Annotated in this window: 19 protein-coding genes; 9 read left to right on the top strand and 10 right to left on the bottom strand. The window is 37.0% G+C overall.

Annotated features, from left to right (window positions below):
* Positions 1 to 49 precede the first annotated feature (49 nt).
* Positions 50 to 1,240, bottom strand: coding sequence for an MFS transporter (locus tag RVS70_RS15285; RefSeq protein WP_226983566.1), 1,191 nt, complete (start codon positions 1,238 to 1,240; stop codon positions 50 to 52).
* A 320-nt stretch (positions 1,241 to 1,560) separates the two neighbouring features.
* On the opposite strand from RVS70_RS15285, the gene gntK reads away from it, so the two are divergent.
* Complete coding sequence (gene gntK, locus RVS70_RS15280; protein WP_121604015.1) at positions 1,561 to 3,102, top strand: gluconokinase; 1,542 nt, start codon at positions 1,561 to 1,563, stop codon at positions 3,100 to 3,102.
* Between the two features lie 579 nt (positions 3,103 to 3,681).
* On the opposite strand, the gene RVS70_RS15275 is transcribed toward gntK, so the two are convergent.
* The 3 genes from RVS70_RS15275 to RVS70_RS15265 form a co-directional block, all read right to left on the bottom strand.
* Positions 3,682 to 4,398: a sulfite exporter TauE/SafE family protein gene (locus tag RVS70_RS15275; protein WP_121605802.1), complete on the bottom strand. Its 717-nt coding sequence runs from the start codon at positions 4,396 to 4,398 to the stop codon at positions 3,682 to 3,684.
* 122 nt (positions 4,399 to 4,520) lie between these two features.
* On the bottom strand, positions 4,521 to 5,138 hold the full coding sequence (locus RVS70_RS15270; RefSeq protein WP_026682965.1) for a superoxide dismutase family protein: 618 nt from the start codon (positions 5,136 to 5,138) through the stop codon (positions 4,521 to 4,523).
* Positions 5,139 to 5,578: 440 nt separating this feature from the next.
* On the bottom strand, positions 5,579 to 6,085 hold the full coding sequence (locus RVS70_RS15265; RefSeq protein ID WP_034679828.1) for a DoxX family protein: 507 nt from the start codon (positions 6,083 to 6,085) through the stop codon (positions 5,579 to 5,581).
* Between the two features lie 238 nt (positions 6,086 to 6,323).
* Between RVS70_RS15265 and RVS70_RS15260 the strand changes: the two genes are divergently transcribed.
* Genes RVS70_RS15260 through RVS70_RS15240 form a run of 5 tightly spaced genes read left to right on the top strand, consistent with a single transcriptional unit; the run spans position 6,324 to position 10,499 of the window.
* Positions 6,324 to 7,052 carry a hypothetical protein gene (locus tag RVS70_RS15260; protein WP_321133901.1) on the top strand — a complete coding sequence of 243 codons (729 nt, stop codon included), beginning with the start codon at positions 6,324 to 6,326 and terminating at the stop codon, positions 7,050 to 7,052.
* A gap of 21 nt (positions 7,053 to 7,073) precedes the next feature.
* Positions 7,074 to 7,475, top strand: coding sequence for a GntR family transcriptional regulator (locus RVS70_RS15255; RefSeq protein ID WP_026682968.1), 402 nt, complete (start codon positions 7,074 to 7,076; stop codon positions 7,473 to 7,475).
* Complete coding sequence (locus tag RVS70_RS15250) at positions 7,472 to 8,317, top strand: ABC transporter ATP-binding protein (protein ID WP_321133899.1); 846 nt, start codon at positions 7,472 to 7,474, stop codon at positions 8,315 to 8,317. Before RVS70_RS15255 ends, RVS70_RS15250 begins: the two co-directional genes overlap by 4 nt.
* A 21-nt stretch (positions 8,318 to 8,338) precedes the next feature.
* Positions 8,339 to 9,271, top strand: coding sequence for an ATP-binding cassette domain-containing protein (locus RVS70_RS15245; RefSeq protein ID WP_321133897.1), 933 nt, complete (start codon positions 8,339 to 8,341; stop codon positions 9,269 to 9,271).
* Positions 9,264 to 10,499: an ABC transporter permease gene (locus RVS70_RS15240; RefSeq protein ID WP_321133895.1), complete on the top strand. Its 1,236-nt coding sequence runs from the start codon at positions 9,264 to 9,266 to the stop codon at positions 10,497 to 10,499. Before RVS70_RS15245 ends, RVS70_RS15240 begins: the two co-directional genes overlap by 8 nt.
* 233 nt (positions 10,500 to 10,732) lie before the next feature.
* On the opposite strand, the gene RVS70_RS15235 is transcribed toward RVS70_RS15240, so the two are convergent.
* The 3 genes from RVS70_RS15235 to RVS70_RS15225 all read right to left on the bottom strand — a co-directional run bounded on the left by RVS70_RS15235 (position 10,733) and on the right by RVS70_RS15225 (position 12,356).
* On the bottom strand, positions 10,733 to 11,029 hold the full coding sequence (locus tag RVS70_RS15235; protein ID WP_321133893.1) for a DUF4306 domain-containing protein: 297 nt from the start codon (positions 11,027 to 11,029) through the stop codon (positions 10,733 to 10,735).
* Positions 11,030 to 11,358: 329 nt separating this feature from the next.
* On the bottom strand, positions 11,359 to 11,553 hold the full coding sequence (locus RVS70_RS15230; protein WP_321133891.1) for a shikimate kinase: 195 nt from the start codon (positions 11,551 to 11,553) through the stop codon (positions 11,359 to 11,361).
* Positions 11,554 to 11,576: 23 nt separating this feature from the next.
* Positions 11,577 to 12,356 carry an NUDIX domain-containing protein gene (locus RVS70_RS15225; protein ID WP_121604021.1) on the bottom strand — a complete coding sequence of 260 codons (780 nt, stop codon included), beginning with the start codon at positions 12,354 to 12,356 and terminating at the stop codon, positions 11,577 to 11,579.
* 242 nt (positions 12,357 to 12,598) lie between these two features.
* Between RVS70_RS15225 and RVS70_RS15220 the strand changes: the two genes are divergently transcribed.
* Positions 12,599 to 13,135: a flavodoxin family protein gene (locus RVS70_RS15220; RefSeq protein WP_205389175.1), complete on the top strand. Its 537-nt coding sequence runs from the start codon at positions 12,599 to 12,601 to the stop codon at positions 13,133 to 13,135.
* A gap of 164 nt (positions 13,136 to 13,299) precedes the next feature.
* Here RVS70_RS15220 and RVS70_RS15215 read toward each other — a convergent pair whose 3' ends face one another.
* On the bottom strand, positions 13,300 to 13,644 hold the full coding sequence (locus RVS70_RS15215; RefSeq protein WP_321133886.1) for a hypothetical protein: 345 nt from the start codon (positions 13,642 to 13,644) through the stop codon (positions 13,300 to 13,302).
* 497 nt (positions 13,645 to 14,141) lie between these two features.
* Here RVS70_RS15215 and RVS70_RS15210 point away from each other — a divergent pair, with 497 nt between their 5' ends.
* A complete protein-coding gene (locus tag RVS70_RS15210; protein WP_321133884.1) occupies positions 14,142 to 15,263 on the top strand; it encodes an N-acetylmuramoyl-L-alanine amidase in 1,122 nt (373 codons plus the stop codon).
* Positions 15,264 to 15,284: 21 nt separating this feature from the next.
* Here the strand turns inward: RVS70_RS15210 and RVS70_RS15205 are convergent, their stop codons facing one another.
* Both RVS70_RS15205 and RVS70_RS15200 read right to left on the bottom strand, forming a co-directional pair.
* Positions 15,285 to 15,785, bottom strand: a complete 501-nt coding sequence (locus RVS70_RS15205) for a GNAT family N-acetyltransferase (RefSeq protein WP_321133882.1) — start codon at positions 15,783 to 15,785, stop codon at positions 15,285 to 15,287.
* Positions 15,782 to 16,837: a MerR family transcriptional regulator gene (locus tag RVS70_RS15200; RefSeq protein WP_026682977.1), complete on the bottom strand. Its 1,056-nt coding sequence runs from the start codon at positions 16,835 to 16,837 to the stop codon at positions 15,782 to 15,784. Before RVS70_RS15200 ends, RVS70_RS15205 begins: the two co-directional genes overlap by 4 nt.
* 230 nt (positions 16,838 to 17,067) lie before the next feature.
* On the opposite strand from RVS70_RS15200, the gene RVS70_RS15195 reads away from it, so the two are divergent.
* On the top strand, positions 17,068 to 18,336 hold the full coding sequence (locus RVS70_RS15195) for a hypothetical protein (RefSeq protein WP_321133880.1): 1,269 nt from the start codon (positions 17,068 to 17,070) through the stop codon (positions 18,334 to 18,336).
* Positions 18,337 to 18,725 lie beyond the last annotated feature (389 nt).

Here is an 18,725-nt window from a genome sequence, read left to right as displayed (position 1 = left end):
GTTAGCAGCTAATCTAAAAACCAAGCGATAATTATCTTCGCTTGGTTTTTTACTGCCGATTATGACTACGAGCTGCCTTCCATACTAGATATATATATAAAATAATCGAAAGCGACACAGAGCCTGCAGCTGTTACATAAATGAAAGAATAATTGAATACAAAGGCAATTTGTCCAAATATAATAGCGCCTAACCCTATACCTAAATCAAAGAAAGAGAAAAATGTTGCATTTGCCATACCCTTTCGATTACCCGGCGCATTTTCAACAGCCCATGCTTGTAAGGCTGGCTGCACAGAGCCAAATCCAAGTCCATACATACCAGCTGCAATTAGCATAACTGCAGTATTTGGCAGCCAGGCTAATAAGAGCATTGCCCCAAAAATTAAAACCGTCCCTGGTAAAAAGACATAGAGATGCCCTTTTCGATCATACACTTTACCAGCAAAGGTACGAGAAATCATTAAAAAAATGGCATATACAAGAAAATAAGATTCGATTCCAGCTACACTTTTTTCTGCTGCGTGTAACGGAAGGAAAGTGGCAATTCCTCCAAACGTAAAGGTAATAAAAAATAATAACATGGAAGGCTGTATTGCAGTTTTTTCAAAGATATCGAACTTCACCGCAACTGTTTTATGTTCAGACTGGTCTACCTTTTTATACCTGATTGTACTCGATAATATAAATGCAATCAAACCACCACTAGCACAGATTAGAAATAGTTGTGGAAAGGTTATGACATCTACTAATGTCAATCCAAGTGAAGGACCAAAGGCAAGAGCAATGTTACCTGATAATCCGAAATAACCCATCCCCTCTCCACGGCGTTTAGGGGGAATAAGATCGGTGGCAATTGTTCCAGTCGCTGTGGTTGAAAATCCCCAGCCTATTCCTTGAACAATTCGCATCATAAGTAAAAAGGCTATGCTTGTAACGAAGGCGAAAGAGCCAACCGATAATACAAACACACCAAGACCGAACATATAAACAAAGCGTCTCCCTCTAGATTCCAGTGCATGACCAGCATATGGTCTCATTAAAAGTGCTGAAAATGTAAAAATACCAACAATAATGCCGATTAGCTGATCACTACCACCAAGCTCTTTCACAAATAATGGCAGGGTTGGGAGCGTCATTTGAAAACCTAGAAAAATAAAGAAATTAGCTAAACAGATTAGTATAAAGTCACGCGTCCAGATTTTTCCAGATTTATTTGTAGTAGCTTGCTGTGCATCCACAATAACCCTCCTTTTTCTTCGACACTCGAAATATATTATACAGATTTGGAGGGAGAAAGCAATGATTACAAACTATGAAGCTATTCATTTAGTTACTTGTTCTATAAGAGTGACTGTTTTTTGTTGAACAGTAAGGTGGATGAGACAACTACCAATGAAAATAAAGGGAAAATTCAATTCAGTTGGAGATGTTTATATACCGTTAATCACCAGTACAACTAGTATAGTTCTGTCTTTTATTGATACAATGAAAAAAACAATATGATTATACAAGGAGGATACAATTGTATCTTCGTTATGTACTGAAAGTAGGGATATAAATGACTACATACTACCTTGGTGTCGACATAGGCACAACAAGTACAAAGGCGGTACTCTTTACAAAAGATGGAAGAATTACCTCAAATCATACGATCCATTATCCGCTACACACCCCAACTCCATTGATTGCCGAACAGAATCCATTGGAAATATTTGATGCAGTGATCCGTAGTATTCGCGAAACAATTCGAAAAAGCAACATTTCACCGATGGATGTATCATTTATTTCCTTCAGCTCAGCAATGCATAGTCTCATTGCTGTGGATAAATCGGATCAACTTTTAACCAATAGCATTACATGGGCAGATACACGAAGTACAAAGTACGCGGATCAAATAAAGGAAAATAATGGACATGCTTTATATTTACGCACGGGGACACCTATTCACCCAATGTCTCCATTGTCTAAAATAGTGTGGTTGAGGGAAGAAAAGCCAGAGATATTTAGACAGACCAAAAAATTTATTTCCATTAAAGAATATGTATTTTTTCGGTTATTTAAAACCTATGCTATTGATTATTCTATAGCTTCCGCAACGGGTTTATTGCATTTAAATAGGTTGGATTGGGATGAAGAAGCATTACGTGTAGCAGGGATATCAACAAGTCAACTCTCTAAACTGGTTCCTACCACTGAAGTATTCACTGGCATATCCGATGAACTGAGTCATTTTATGGGAATTAAACAAACAACGAAATTTGTCATTGGCGCAAGTGATGGCGTTCTTTCTAACCTCGGAGTGGATGCAATGGAGCAAGGTGTTATTGCAGTTACAATTGGTACAAGTGGTGCCATACGGACAGTTACAAATAAACCACATACCGATGTAAAGGGTAGGACCTTTTGCTATGCATTAACAGAGAAGCATTGGATCATTGGGGGAGCTGTTAATAATGGAGGCATGATACTACGATGGCTCCGAGAGGAATTGGCTGATGCTGAGGTCGAAACAGCAAAACGCCTAGGTATTGATCCGTACGACATGCTCACTGAGATCGCCTCTAAAGTAAATCCAGGTGCGGACGGATTGCTCTTCCATCCATATATGACTGGTGAACGTGCCCCATTTTGGAATGCTAATGCCCGTGGTTCTTTCTATGGGCTTAGTATCCATCATCAAAAGCAACATATGATACGAGCAGTACTAGAGGGCGTTATTTACAATCTATACAGTGTATTACTAGCATTACAGGAACATATTGGAGAACCATTAAGGATCCAAGCAACAGGTGGATTTGCTCGTTCTGAGATGTGGCGGCAGGTATTGGCAGATGTCTTTGATAAACCAGTTATCGTGCCTAAAAGTTATGAAAGCTCATGTTTAGGTGCTGTGATTCTTGGAATGTATGCCCTTGGTGAAGTTGAAGACCTGCAAAGTATTTCCGATATGATTGGCAGCACGCATACACATTATCCAGAAAAAAATTCAAGCGATATTTATCGGGAGCTACTTCCAATTTTTATTCGCTTATCAAATTTATTTGAAGATGAATACCAGTGTATAGCGGACTTTCAACGAAAGCATAGCACGAATTATTAGAGGTAAATTACTATTCGCTGATATCTAAGTGTCATTCAATTTAATCAACGATATTAGATACGAGCAGGAAAAGATTATGCAAAATGTATGACGTAATTAAAAGAGGTAACAGCTTTTGAGTTGAACTTTCAAAAGATCGTCTCGAATTTCAAGTGCTTATTCCGCTTCCCGGTATTGGAGAAATTACAGTCGTCAGAGAGTTCGACGATAGTCGTCGTTTTAAAAACCATAAAGTGAAACTTAAGCCGTGGGGGGTTTTGTTATTCTTCATGGATTGGTAGTACCACAAGGGTATGACCAAAGGCATTTAAACAAATCGGACATTTACTGGCAGTCGACCACGCTTATCCATATTGGGTTCTCTTTATTACTGGAGGTGGGAGCTTACTGCCAGTTATATGCGAGATAATCTTTTTAGAATAAATAATTTACCACCTGAAAATATGAGAGACTCCTTAAAAAAGAAGAACACTTTTTCAAAGAACCTATGTAATTATCGAAGATGCATGGCTCGTCTTTGTAACGGAACGTTTTAATTATATGATAACTTCTTGTTGACTAGTTAACACTCACAACGATTTATAATTGTTCGATTAATAAATATATTCCTGTAAACAACAATAGCCCATATGTTAACTTTTGGAATAATGCTTGATTAATCCTTTTAAAAAGAATTTGACCAGTAATTAGCCCTATTACCACGAGCGGAAGTGACCACGCACTTGCTATCCAAATTTGCTTTGACGTTCCAGCAGCAACAACCTGTATAATTAAGCTAATCATGTAAATAAATAGGTAAAATGCTAGCGTTGTTGCCCGCAGCGTCTCCTTCGATGTATTCGTACTCGAAAAATATAATAAAATGGGGGGGCCTGGCATACCAATACTTGTTGTAAACGCTCCGGAAAATCCGCCAGCTATATAATCGCGATGATTTGTTTGTTTCAGACGAAATTGCATCATTAATAATATGGTTAAGAGTAATATAGTTACACTAATTATAAGCGTCAAGACCTCCACATCAATAAGCAGAAAAATTACTGTACCGACAGGTAAACCAAACACACTTCCCCATCCAAATCTTTTTACAATACCTAAATCTACATCGTGTCTAATTTTATAGATTAGTGCACATGAAATAATTAATGAAATAACTAAGTTTATTTGGATTGCTTCTCTAGGTTCAAAGATTAATAACAAAAGAGGTGTAGCAATAATAGAAAAGCCAAATCCGGTACTCGTTTGCAATATAGAAGCAACTAATATAATGAAGGAAAAAAGAAAAATGGATTCCATATACTCACCTACAGCATGGTAAATTTTAGATAACCTTATTATATCAAAGAACGCTGAAAGAATATGAATGATTGCTTGTGCCATGAAAAATGCCCGAGCTATCTCGCTCGGGCACATTGGATCTATTCAGCTATTACACCACAGGCTATACGGTCTCCTGCATCTCCTGATGGCTGAGATATATAATCATCTGCACCAGCATGGATTACTAAAGCTGTTCCTCCCTCTTTATAAAGCGAATTATCTTTCCCTTTTTTCAGCGTAACCAATTCGGCTGTTGTTTCTGTGTTTACGGTACCATCTTCCCCAACTTCAATATTCGGTAGATCGCCTGCATGAGGACCTTCTGGGTGCTTCTTTCCATGCTTAGTTTGACCAGGATTAAAATGTCCCCCTGCCGACTTAAAATCTGGCGGTTGACAGGATCCTGTTTCATGAATATGAAAGCCATGTGTTCCAGGTGGTAAGTTTTCTCCGTTAAGTTTTATATGAACACCCGATTTCACTTGCTTTAGTGTCGCTGTTGCAACAACATGATCATCTTTATCTTTTAATGAAACGAGAACCTCTTCCTCTGCAGTTGCATTATCTGGATTCCCTACAGTTGGACTATCTTCATTTTGTTGATCTTGTTCATTATTTTTATCGACGTTACCTTGCTGCTCCTCATTATTTGGATTACACGCTGCTAGAAGTAGTAATACCAATCCGAAAATTAGTATAGCATACGACCTTTTCATACCATTACGCTCCCTTCGAGGATGTTTAGTATCATCATTCACTTTTGTTAGACTCCTTAAACATCAGAGTAGCGTAAATTGATGAAAACAATAGGTATACTACTGATAATAGCCCCTTTATTACTTTTAAATGACGTATGTTCCAGCAATAAAATCGTGTATAGCTAAGTTATCTATCTCACCCCCACCATAAGGACGCTGACAATTACACCAATATATACCAAAGTTAAGAACATAGATGAGACTCGAAATTATAACACGAAGTAGGATGGCTATAATCGTGTTATTCACATGGGTACATTTTATAATTTCCTAGGCAAAAATAAAAGTGAGCTGCCCTTTAAAGACAGCTCACTTACGATTGTCATTTTTTATATTATTAACCACTTCATATCTAACATCTATTTGCTAAGAAGCTTAACTATCAAATCGGTTAAATACTATGCCACTTTCATGTTTGTTTTTTTGCCAGTCGGTTTATGATCTTTTAGAAATGGGATAACCCAGCGATCCAATCCATATCTGCCAGCGTTATAACCAGCTACAAGTAAGAATGTCGTTAGTAATACCATTTGCGCATTTGTGCTGACTGTTCCGCTAAATAAGAAGGCAAAATTCATTGTTATTCCCATTAAAGCAGCGAAGTTGGTGAAAATTCCTAATATCAATGCAATACCTACTAATAATTCTCCCCACATCACAAGAAATGTGAATAGTTCTGCATTTGGAAGTGCAACTTTTTCTAGAAATACAGCCCACCAACCTTGAACTGCAGGGTGTTCACCACCTGCACTTGCTATTGCACCTTGTAAAAATCCACTAGCATCAAATCCACCGCCAGTTATTTTTCCATATCCGGCAGTTAGCCATTCATAGCCAATATAAATACGTATGATTGCCAATATTCCTGCTGCCACTTTATGATTGCGAATAAAATTCATGATCATTACTTTCATCTCCTTTTCAAATGCTCACTATTTCACAAGAACTTGTGTATTTCTTACTACACCTATAGTTTACCATGATTCATTTAAATTTAAATCACTTTGCTCACTATTTCACATTTAGTTCATAACTTTATTACCATTTCATGTAGGATGGAAATTTATTCTTGACACCCTACCTTAATCCTATATACTGTATATAAACACATACACAGTATAACAGTATAAGGAGGATTTACTTATGAAGGAATGGAAGCAAGCTTACCAAGTAGCAAAACTAGAATTAACTCATTCGATAAAAGGCTTTTTCTTTTATTTTATCTTTTTAATGTTTATCTTATCCTTTCTTGCCACATCTCTAGAATCTTACATAGATAATGACTTTATGGGATATGATTTCTTCTTCATTTTCCTTTTTTTCATGGGGGGATTTTGGGCAAAACCAAAGGTGTTTCAAAGTCAAAAGCAGTCTTTAGATTTTTTAGTGTCACCTACCTTAATCATGCAACTCCAATTACCTATTAAGCAGGATGTGCTTATTAAGAGTAGATTTATAATCTATTTTTGTTATTCACTACCTTGGCAAGTTATCTTTTTGATACTGTTTTATTATGTATCCCCTATAAACGAAATGCTATCTATCAGCGCATATATTGCTTTCTCCGTCATTTGGTTGTCGACAGCTGTTTATGTTGGAACGTTATTTCCAATGAGTGATGCAGGAGAAAGAGGCTTTGCTGCAACAACGATTGGTACCATTATTATTGCTATCATGGTGTTATTTTTGATGTTCATTGCTTTTCTAGGTATCTATTTTTTTACTGATCATGGCTTCGTATATTGGTCTATCGTTATTGCCAAAAAATGGCCTTTTCTTGCATCCATACTGTCTATCGGATTGGCTGGCGCTGCTCTCCAAGCTCATCAAATTTATATGAAAAAGATAATGAATAAACTGGATTATATATAAAATTGGAAAGGAGTAATTAAAGTGGAATTGCCAATACGTCTTTCCAAGTCATCTCGTGAACCAATATATCATCAAATCGAAAATCAACTGAAGGCATTAATTGCAGGTGGACAGTTACCGGAAGGGGCTCCCTTACCATCTATTCGCTCACTATCCAAAGATCTGGAGACAAGTGTTATCACCATTCGAAGAGCCTATCAAAACTTAGAATACCAAGGGTTTATTCGTACATCCCAAGGGAAAGGAACCTTTGTAGCTGAAATTGAAGACGCACTGAAACAGCAGGTTAAGGTTTCAGAGGTGTATCAAACGATTGAAAATGCAGTTGATACAGCACTTAGCTATGACTATACGATAGATCAAATAAAGGAGATCTTTACTGAAGTGATGGAATCACATACTAGAAAGGATGATAACAGTTGAATGGAATAATGGAAATTTCCAACCTAGAAAAAGGCTTAGATTCATTCCATCTTGGACCTATAAATTTAACGCTGGAACCCGGAACAATAACAGCATTAGTTGGTAATAACGGATCAGGAAAAAGCACCATATTAAAGTTAATTATGAATTTAGTAAAGCCTGATAAAGGAAACATTAAAGTGTTAAATAAATTTGTCCATGGTCCAGATGAGGGTTGGAAGACAACCGTAAGCTACCAACCACAGCCAATAATTGGCTGGAATGCTTTCTCAGGTAGAACACTTAAGAAATTTATTGCCCCTTACTATCCAAATTGGGATGAACACTTATTTGAAGAAATGGTGAAACGTTTCGATATTTCCCTAGATAAAAAGTTTATTCACTTATCTCCTGGCTCACAACAGAAGTTATGTCTTGCGTTAACCTTACCAAAAAACACACCTTTATTGCTGCTTGATGAGCCAACAACATTTATGGATATCCCTGCAAAGCAAGTATTTCTGGATATGATCGTAGCATGGATGGAACGAGGAGATCGAGCAATCGTTATGACCAGCCATCAATCTTCAGATATTATGAAACTTGCTGATTACTTATGCGTATTAAAAAGAGGAGAATGGGTTGGAACATATGAAAAAGAGGCATTAAATAATATGTTTAAACGCTACTGGTTATCCGATACGTTACCTGAAGAAAGGATACCTGGAGAATTACTGCGAACCAATAACCAAATCATTTCGAATAACCCAGATGATACAGAGGCATATTTCCATAATCAACATATAAAAAGCTCTTCTCAAGCACGCTTAGATTTAGAAGAAATAATTACATTATTAGTTTAATAATGAAAGGACGATGTCGACTTGAACACAATGCTTACTGTCAAAAGCTTAGGGAAATCCTTTAAAGGGAAGCAGATTATTTCCAATATTTCTTTTGAAGTAAAACAAGGGGAAATAATGGCTATTCTTGGTCCTAATGGAGCAGGAAAATCAACAACCATTCGTAACATCATGGGAATCATGTATCCAGATGAGGGATCCATTACATTTCATCATAGTAAAGGAGCTACTATTCCAAGACATAAAATTGGTTATTTACCAGAAGAGCGCGGCCTCTATAAAAATGTTAAGGTAATGGATATTTTACTATATTTAGCCGAATTAAAAGACTATCCACTAGATAAGGCGAAACAACGGGCACTCGATTACCTTAAAAAGTTTGATCTAGAGGGTAAAGAGAAGGTTAATGTGGAAGAGTTATCCAAAGGGATGGGGCAAAAAGTGCAATTTATTGCCTCCATTATTCATGAGCCAGAATTATTGATTTTAGATGAACCGTTTTCTGGTCTTGACCCTGTCAGTCAGGAGCTATTTAAGCAGGAAATTAGGAATCTCGCTCAGAATGGTACCGCCATATTATTATCCTCACATCAAATGAATCTTGTTGAGGAAATGGCAGATCGATTATTTATGATTCATCGCGGACAAAAAGTTATTTATGGTGAAATGACAGATGTAAAAATGGAATATGCTAACTTTAAATGTACGATACACGGCAAAAATAACAAACAAGATTTAGCACAACTTCCTAATGTTCAACGGGTCGAACAGGAAGATGACCGCAGTATCATTTACCTTAGTAAGGACGTGCAGCCCGCAACATGGCTAAGACAGATTCCGAATCATATTAACATTCAGGAACTTACGCTGAATCGTATTTCACTCCATGAAATTTTTATTGATATTGCAACAGACAAAAATCTATTACAGGAAGAAGGTGAGGAGCATGCGTAATACCATGAAGGTAGCCAAATGGGAGATCAAACGAAATCTAAAAAACAAGACATTTATTATTGGCATGTTTCTAACACCAGTTCTCATAATTGGTTTTATGCTACTCGGAAATACCTTTGGAGGGTCTGATACAGAGGAAACACAAGAGCTGACAACCGTTTTTATAAATGATCAGCTTCAATTATTTTCTGCCATCGAGAATACGGTTAAAACAAATGATCTCCCTTGGGAGTTAAAGCAATCAGATTTAAGTGAAGAAGAAGTAAACAAAGAATTAGAAGATACAGATGATACTGCTTACTTATTTATTGATCAACGTTCACTAGAAGAGGGTGTTATTCGAGCCTACACTTCTGAAGAGATACCCCCTTACTTTATCAACCAGGCACAAATTGTGGCAGGTCCATTACAAACGATGCAGATGAAGCAGCTTGGTTTAACCGAGAAAGAACTTGCGACGCTTTCACGTGGAGTTTCTGTTGAAGCGATTGTATCTAAAGAAGCGCAAGAAACTGTAAATGAAGAAGAAGCTGGAGCTGACCCGCTGAAACGAATTGTACCAGGTGCGTTCGCTGGATTTATCATGCTATCCATTGTATTTACAGGAATGGCGATATTCCAAAGTGCGTCACAGGAGAAGAAAGATAAGATTGCAGAGATTATTCTTTCATCATTAACACCAGCAGACCTTATGCAAGGAAAGATTATTGGCTATTTCGTTCTGGGTCTCATTCAGGCTGTGGTTTCCATTACACTTGTGTTGCCTATCATTGCTTGGCGTGTAGATATATCCATTTTGCAGTATTTATTAGTACCTGAACTAGCCTTTTATATTGCTATTGCCATCTTAGGCTACCTTCTCTTCGCCTCTATTTTTGTAGGTGTTGGAGCTACGATGGCAGACGTTTCAACTGCCGGTAATTTTCAGGGAATGGTCATGATGCTTCCATTTCTGCCATTCATTTTCATTGGTCCGGTCTTAAGTGATCCAAATGGATTCATGGCTCAGATTGGTTCTTATATTCCCTTTACTTCTCCAGGGGTTCTCTTACTACGATTAACTAGTTTAGAAGTATGGCCATGGATGGAAATTGCCATTTCATTGGCGATTCTAATCATCAGCGTCTGGTTCTTTATGAAACTAGCTGGAAAGATATTTAAAGTTGGTATATTAATGTATGGTAAAAATGCTACACCTGCAGAAATATGGAAATGGATACGCGCGTGAACCTATGATCATTTAAAGGAGCGGGAAGATCACATTTCCGCTCCGCTCCTTCCTTTAATTCCAGCTTTTTATTACTACGTTAATCAGTTTCTCGATTCGTTTACAGCCTACCAAAGTAAAAACTTCAATCAGCGGGGGGCTTACTGTCAGCAGTATTTCGTAATAAATCACCAAACAAAGCACTCCGTTGCCTATTCGGTAAATTTTTCCAACTCCTTATCCCTCCATTTACGTTAAACCTCATCCTGCTTCTTCTTTTTCCTTCGTTTTTTAAAGTGAAATATAATCATACTAACCACTACAATACTAGCTATTATAAATATCGTGCTAGTAATAGGGTGAATGGTAAACGCATATAGCCATTGATCGATAAAGTATATATCTCTTGGGTCTGATACATCCTCAGGTGTAAATATCGTCTTATCTTGCCAATTAGGCTCGAGCATCAGGTAGGAACCAGTCCAAGAGGTTAGAAATAATGTATATATGGAAACGATCAGTAATACGATGAAAACGATTATTTTTTTCATTCGTGATTCACCCTTAAAGTACTCAAATAGGTTTTTAATGCCTGTTTATTAGTTATAATGACCTGTTTATCGTTATAGCTGCTCAACATATTGCAAATATCCTGTCTTTTCTGCTCAAATTGTCTATTCCACTGCAACATACTGATAAATATAGAAAGTGTAGGTTGATAATTGGCAGGTTCGATGCCTAACTTCTGCCTTAGGAATCTTTTACAAATTCGAAACGACCGAACATGTTTATTCGTATCCAATATGATAATAAGATCTGCGTGTTTAATACTAGGAATTACCAAATTATCACGATGAACACCTTCAATAATCCAAGCAAATTATTGACACATGCTTGAAAGTATCTTCTTACGTTCTTCGATTGTTCTTTTTATATCCCCTGTCTTCCTTCTATACCACACGACATTGTCCAATTCATAATAGGTTATACGAAGCTGTTTCGCCAGCAACTTAGCTAACGTCGTCTTCCCACTACCTACAGAACCAATGATACGTATCTTACTTGGAATCTTCAACTGTGGCTCACCTACATTCTTTATTACTGTTCTTGCTTTATACTAGGTCTCAGCTGATGAAGTATGTGATGCGGTCTTACTTCGAATGCTTCATATGGGATGTAGGTTGGATGCATTGCATCTAATACCCTATCTAAAAAATGCTCTCGTGTAATATATTGAGATGTATTCGTAGGTGTTAATTTTCTAAAGCACACTTCTGTTGTTTCCTCTTCTTGCGTGCGTAAGTCACCAGATATGTATTTTCCTCTAAATACAATATTTATGATTCCCTTGGTAACATTCTGATAAATTCCAGTTATACCATCCATCTGGACGATAGCTCCTGTTTCTTCCTTAATTTCTCGATGTACTGCTTCTAATAATGACTCCTCTTCTTCCACTTGTCCTCCTGGTATCTCCATGGTATCTGCACGATCCATATTACGTACTAGTAGAACTTCCCCCTGATCATTCGTTATATAACCACTAACAGAAACTATATGCTTAGGATATTGATCGTTTCCTGTAGAAGTTAAGAATTCCTGACGACTATCTATAATGATATCCCCCAATTCTTTTCTTTTTTTGTGTCCCATTTTATGTAAGTCACTTGCTCTAATGTTCGCTTCGATACGCTCATATTCCTCCATATTATTATATGCCCACATAGCTGTTATTTCATCGTTTGATTGATTTACCCATCTGCCAACAAGGTTTGCCCCATAGGTAAGCTGATTCGGAAGCAAATATTCATGAAAGAAGTTATTAAAAGCTTCAACGGTGCCCTTTTTCAATTTGTATGTTTTCTTTCTATATATCATCTTTGGAATAACTCCTTTAGCTAAATCATTTATTTTATCTATAAATAAGATTCTTCTCTCACTTCTAAAATACCTGCTGAAGAATACAATTTAAGAAAAGGAAAAATTTCATGAGTTTTTAGGATTCCTTACCATCCAAGGTATCCATAGGATTATGCCTGTTAAGATGGTAAAAACACTACAGTCTTTTGCTAAATACGGCTTCATTCATCCTGAAAAATCTTTCATGGGGAGGATAATACATGAAAATTGCTGTATTTCATGGTTCCACTCGAGTTAATGGAAATACGGAATATTTAACGTATCAAGCAGTTCCTAAAGAGAAAGGAACCCATATTTATTTACGCGATCATGATATTCAACCAATTATTGATAAACGTCATGCACCAGAAGGATTTCCAGTAGTTGAGGATGATCATACACAGTTAATCGATCAACTGTTAGAGCACGATACGCTTGTTTTCTCTACACCAATTTACTGGTATGGGATGTCTGGTCCAATGAAAACCTTTATTGATCGTTGGTCACAAATTTTAAGAGACGACAGCTATTCACATTTTCGTGCTGCATTAAAAGAGAAAAATGTTTATCTAATAATTGTTGGCGGTGATCATCCACGAGTAAAGGGACTACCGCTTATTCAGCAATTCAATTATATCTGTGAATTTTATGGAATGACACTAAAAGATTACGTGATTGGCCAAGCAAGACGACCTGGAGACATTGTTAATGATCAAGTTGCATTGACTGCTGCTTCAACGCTCATTCACATAGATTGAATTAGTATACATTAATAAACGACAGGTCTGCTATCAGAAAGAGAGTGAGACAAAACCCCCATTTCACTTTATTACTTGAGGTGGGGGCTTACTGCCATATGCGGGATAAAGTTATGTAACGCTTATGACAACGGCTTTTGTTAGCTGCTGTAATTTACTGTAGGTTAAGCCTCTGTCTTTTTATACATGCAATAGTTATAGCCAATTTGCAAACAGTTGCCAGTTAGAAAAACGATAAAAACTAGAATTTCGACAGTCAGCCGCATATGAGTAATATAGATGGCCAGCAAAATAATTACTATATGAATAGGAAACGTCCAAAGGCTGCGAATTAACTTTCTTCGGTAACTAAGCTGAAAATAGATAATCACTCTACCACGATCAATTTTTGGCTTATTTTTATAAACAATCGACATAACAATGGTTGCCATGATAGCTACCATCACTGGTATCAGTATATCCGTAACTGGAAAAGGTGTATATGCAGTTTGTAACCAAAAATAAAACAACGATATCCCCTCATTTTTTCCAAATTCCTTAAAAAGTTTAATAATGAACGTTACGATCTCCCGAAGACTTTTTCATAGAAGCCCTCTCTTCCACATGTAATAGTAAAACGCCATTATAACAAACCCTAAAACAAATACAAAGATAAGATTAGTATCTTGACAGTTGATTATTTTAGATAAAGTGAAACTCCTATCAGGGTTTTGTTTATCCCCCCACTGATGGTTAGTACCACAAGGGTATGACCTAAAGACCATTGAACCAATCGGACATTTACTGGCAGTCGATACCCCACTTATCTATATTGGTTCCACCTTATTGCTTGAGGTGGGGGTCCTACTGCCAGTTATATGCTGGATAGAGGTATTTTTTGTGTTAATTCCTGCTACCCATCTAGCAATCTAGTACTTCATAGTTTATTTTTCAGAAACATAGTTTAATTAGTTATCTCCTTGTACATACTGTTATTACATTAAATTACTATTAAGAGGAGATTGCTATGCGGTTTATCTATTATATTGTTAGTAGCTTTGTCGTTATCTTTGTATCTATGCTTTTTTTTCCTAATGAAAGTCAAGCAGATACTCGAGAGCTTTTTGAAGTAGGAGAAACAATGCTAAATGTTAGAAGTGAACCATCAGACCAAGCAGAAATCATCGGTAAGCTACAAGCTGGTGATCAATTAGTCGCCTTCGAGGAAAAATATGGATGGATTAAAACATTTTATGATGGGAAGGAGGCATGGGTAGCAGGGCATTATTTGCATAATATTGGACAAGTAAGTGAAGCGAAAGAAACAGAAGAAGAAAAAATAAAAGTAGTAACAAAGAACACGCATATTCGCTCTGGTCCTGGCTCTAGCTATTCTAGTATTGGAACATTACCAGCTGGAAAAAGCTATAGACTAATAGAAACCAAGGGTGAATGGCATCAAATAGAAGTAAATAATGGACAAAACGGTTGGATAGCTTCCTGGCATACGGATACCCCAGCTCAAGAAGCTACAAGCGCAAGTGTATCCGCCCACACAATCAAAGCACCAGACCAGCAAACATCAAGTATAACATCAGCGACAAAACCGCTTGATGGTTATCATATCATGCTAGATCCAGGACATGGCGGGAAAGATTCAGGGGCAATGGGCTTGAAGAATGTATACGAAAAAAATTTAACATTTACGACCGCTCAGAAAATTGCTGATAAGCTACGTGAAGCTGGGGCAACGGTACTGACTACGAGATCAAAGGATACGTATATATCATTAGATCGAAGAGTTGAATTAAGTCATTCTAACAAGACCAACGCATTTATTAGCATTCATTATAATGCATTTCCTGATTCATCTGTTAGTGGCTTAAATACCTTCTATTATTCTAAGAAAAATGATCTTCGATTAGCAGAAAATGTGCATACATCACTAACAGCTTCTATTGATATGAAAGACCGTGGGATACTCCAGAAAAACTACCGTGTCCTACGAACAAATCATGCGCCATCTATTTTACTGGAGCTTGGTTTTATTACAAACCCAAATGATCTAGCCAAGATTCAAAGTGAATCATTTGAAACGAAGGTAGCCGAAGCAGTTACCGATGGATTAAAAAACTATGTGCAAGAATAACGTAATGGAAGCTGTCTGTTATTAGTGGATAGCTTCCATTACGTTTAATTGTAGTAAATATTGTTCTCCTTTTTTCCCAATAATCCTTTTCCCACTATCTACAAATCCACATTGTTGATAAACGTGTTGTGCTATCATATTTTGATGGTTTACTCCAAGGACAACCTCATTTTTTTTCGGAAAGTGGCAATTTAGAAAAGCAGGTAACTGTAGAAGTGATTGTTTTGCAATTCCTCTCCCTTGCATCTTGTACGCAATGGAATACGAGCAAAGCAGTAATGCCTGTTGGTTATCACTATACATTTTAAGACTTTCTCCATCCTCTAGTACAAAAAAACCTGCAACATGGTGTTGAAACAGAATGACAATCCCATGTCTTCTTGCTTCTGAAGCTTCTTTAGCCAATGCTTCCTTAGGATGTGCGGTATACATTAATTGATCTGTTGATAAATGGTAGTAAGTTAAATCAGCGAGATATTTATCTTGAAAGAAATCCAATCTAACTGCTGGCGTATTATTCATGCTTTATCACCACAAGCTGTCTTTTGGGCATAAATCATGCTTAAAATATCATTAAACGGATATGCTTTTACATCATAGTTATGTTCTTTTAACCATTCTATTAGGATAGAGCGATCCGCATAATATTCATCTTTTATGGCGTAAATTGCCTCTTTATTGCCCGCATCCTGAAAATATTTCATAACTTGCTTGCGTTGTCGTTCATTAATAAACATTAAATCAGCTATACAAATTTGCCCACCTGCTTTTAATACTCGATCCATTTCCTGTAATGCTAGTATTTTTTCTTCGTCAGTAATATGATGTAGTGCATAGCTGGAAACAATCCCATCTACTTGCTGATCCATCAACGGCAAGGCTAAAAAGTGTCCTTTACGTATTTCTATGGCTGGGTGCTTTTGTTTACAAACATGTAACATGTTTTCGGACTGATCAATGCCAATGACGTTTATTCCTTTGGGTAAAAACTTTGCACCGAGATTTCCTGTACCAATTCCAATATCTAGGCACGTATTGCCAGCTTCTAGCTGGATGGTTTCAACTACTTTTGTTAACGCCTTATCATAGTCCTGATGTACATTAAAGCGATAGCCATGCATCTTGATACTAGAATCATAATCCTTAGCTTGACTATCAAAATTCCATTTGTCTTGCCAATTTCGACGAATTTCCTTTAAATTTTTTAAATGAGTCGCTAATTGATAGATTGCTTGCATATTATCATAATCATCCGATGTACGATCTAGCATTTGATCGATCGTATGAATCATATCCTTCATTTCGAGCCATTTTTCATAGAGAGCAGATCGTTGTATGTTTAGATACTGCGAAATGCTTCGCTGTTCTTCGTTTAGAACGTGGGATATCTCACTAACGCTAAATCCGATTTCTCGAAGAGCTAATATCGTACTTAATCGGGCAATATCTTCTTCAGAAAAGCTGCGATACTCATTGTTGTCTAACTTTGCAGGCTTAATTAATCCCTTCTCCTCATAAAAGCGAATTGCTCTCGGAGTAGTATTTAATTGCTTTGCTACTTCTTTTATTTGCATATTCCTTCCTCCTCAACTTCACTATAAACCTTGACGTTACGTTAATGTAAAGTGGAAAATTCGATTTTTTGATTTTTGCTCATTATATCATTTTGTAATATGTGAATTCGTTCCTAAAGGAATGATATACTATAGGCAAAGTTATAAAGTAGGGGCTTCCTGCCAGTTATAAACGAGATAAAAGGAACTATCTATTTAATGTCAAACTGAAATAAAGTGAGGGTATCTATATGCATAAGCGAGTACAAAAATTGATTGACGTTACAGCAGATGAATGGGGACTAGATAAATATTATTTAAAAAGACACAGCTTTGTTAAAGAAGAAAATCCTAATGAAGGCGTATCCTATGAGTTAACCATGGAATGGTTTCCTAATGAAGCAGCGGAAACAGAAGAAGGCTTAAATCCTCCAGGAACAGCCGTTGTTGATGTAGACCTTCATAGTGAACGAATCAAAAAAATAATCTTTGTTAATGATATATCTTATGCTCATGCAGAGGCGTTAACTGTCATTCACCAAACCAGTGAACAAATCATTGAATGGGTTGAGGAAATGACGGGTCTAGAATATGGTAGACAGTTTCAATTAGTCGAGGAATCAAAAAATGAAATGCATTTCCGATCTGCTGTAGACAATATTCCCGTCTATCCAGGTGGGAACATCGATATAACCTTTAATGAGCAAGGACAACTTACACTCTTTTCTATCCATGGGAGCTTTCCTACAGAGGATCAAGTTCAGTGGGAACCCTTTGCTTTAACGTCGGAAATCGTTGAACCCATTGCTCTAGATCATTGCAAGTTGATGGAAATTCCAGTGGAGAATGAACAAAAATGGATTTCCGTATACGGGACATCTATGTTCTTCCTTACCAATAATGGAGGAGAGACGATTTCCTATGATCAAGTGGAAAAATCCATCATTCATTGTAATAGCGTTGAACCTATCACATGGAGCCATACTAGTTCCGCTTCTACCATATCTCTAGAAAAAATCGATCTGTCACCAGAAATTTCCGAGTCTGAGGCATTGAGCAATAATAAAGAGGTTGATAGAAAAAGATCTATTTCCAAAGATGAACAAACTAGAATTATTACAGAAGTGAGTCGTCTACTACAGCAAGAGTTACCAGATGACAATGGCCAATGGAAACTAACTACCATTCAACAGGAACACAACTACCTACTTGCAATCTTGCATCCAGTAAAGCAAGATTTTCGTATCATCGGTCCTAAGATAAAGGTTATTATGGATTCAAAAACATTAAAGCCTCTTAATTATATGGACAATCGTCAATTGCTCGATGTCTTTCGTGATTTTAAAGAAGCAGAAATGCCTGTTATTTCAAAGGGAGAAGCATCCGAAAAGCTCCGTAGCTACCTTGAGATCTCACCTGTCTACGTCTATCAAAAAGGTAGGTATATGTTATGCGGTAAAATTGAATGTAGCTATGTAGTAGATGCAGTAACGGGGGAAATGATTAGCTTAGACGAATAAAGTAAAACTTCAATTAGTGGGTGTTTTTATCCCCCACTTAGTTCTCTTTATTGCTTGAAATTGGGGGCTTACTGCCAGTTATATGCGGAAAAAACCAAACAAAATACCCTGCCTCTAGAAGCAGTAGGTTTCTAATAGGTGCAGCTACTTTTGCTCTATATCTAGCACACGCATAAAAAAAACGGAGCAAAATTCGCTCAGTCCTTATCACTAAATGCTCAGATTTACGCTTCCTCTAGTAGCTATTATGGAATAATAGCTACTGCTTGACCACCATTCCGGCTGCCCACTTCCCTTTCCGTGGGGTTTGTCCTTCAGCTAACTTTTTTAGCAAAACCCGCTCAAAAAAGTGGATCTTCAGGTCAAACATTTCCCACAGGAGTTGAAGT

This window comes from Virgibacillus sp. M23, from assembly GCF_034190895.1.
GTDB classification, from domain to species: domain Bacteria; phylum Bacillota; class Bacilli; order Bacillales; family Amphibacillaceae; genus Virgibacillus; species Virgibacillus salarius.
Note: the sequence above shows the minus strand (reverse complement) of the source record. Positions and strands in the feature narration are given on the sequence as shown.

Bases quoted from the DNA above. Each gene is read 5' to 3' on its own strand.
- gntK (WP_121604015.1), top strand. From the start codon at position 1,561: ATGACTACATACTACCTTGGTGTCGACATAGGCACAACAAGTACAAAG.
- RVS70_RS15275 (WP_121605802.1), bottom strand. From the start codon at position 4,398: ATGGAATCCATTTTTCTTTTTTCCTTCATTATATTAGTTGCTTCTATA.
- RVS70_RS15270 (WP_026682965.1), bottom strand. From the start codon at position 5,138: ATGAAAAGGTCGTATGCTATACTAATTTTCGGATTGGTATTACTACTT.
- RVS70_RS15265 (WP_034679828.1), bottom strand. From the start codon at position 6,085: ATGATCATGAATTTTATTCGCAATCATAAAGTGGCAGCAGGAATATTG.
- RVS70_RS15260 (WP_321133901.1), top strand. From the start codon at position 6,324: ATGAAGGAATGGAAGCAAGCTTACCAAGTAGCAAAACTAGAATTAACT.
- RVS70_RS15240 (WP_321133895.1), top strand. From the start codon at position 9,264: ATGCGTAATACCATGAAGGTAGCCAAATGGGAGATCAAACGAAATCTA.
- RVS70_RS15235 (WP_321133893.1), bottom strand. From the start codon at position 11,029: ATGAAAAAAATAATCGTTTTCATCGTATTACTGATCGTTTCCATATAT.
- RVS70_RS15225 (WP_121604021.1), bottom strand. From the start codon at position 12,356: ATGATATATAGAAAGAAAACATACAAATTGAAAAAGGGCACCGTTGAA.
- RVS70_RS15220 (WP_205389175.1), top strand. From the start codon at position 12,599: ATGAAAATTGCTGTATTTCATGGTTCCACTCGAGTTAATGGAAATACG.
- RVS70_RS15210 (WP_321133884.1), top strand. From the start codon at position 14,142: ATGCGGTTTATCTATTATATTGTTAGTAGCTTTGTCGTTATCTTTGTA.
- RVS70_RS15205 (WP_321133882.1), bottom strand. From the start codon at position 15,785: ATGAATAATACGCCAGCAGTTAGATTGGATTTCTTTCAAGATAAATAT.
- RVS70_RS15200 (WP_026682977.1), bottom strand. From the start codon at position 16,837: ATGCAAATAAAAGAAGTAGCAAAGCAATTAAATACTACTCCGAGAGCA.
- RVS70_RS15195 (WP_321133880.1), top strand. From the start codon at position 17,068: ATGCATAAGCGAGTACAAAAATTGATTGACGTTACAGCAGATGAATGG.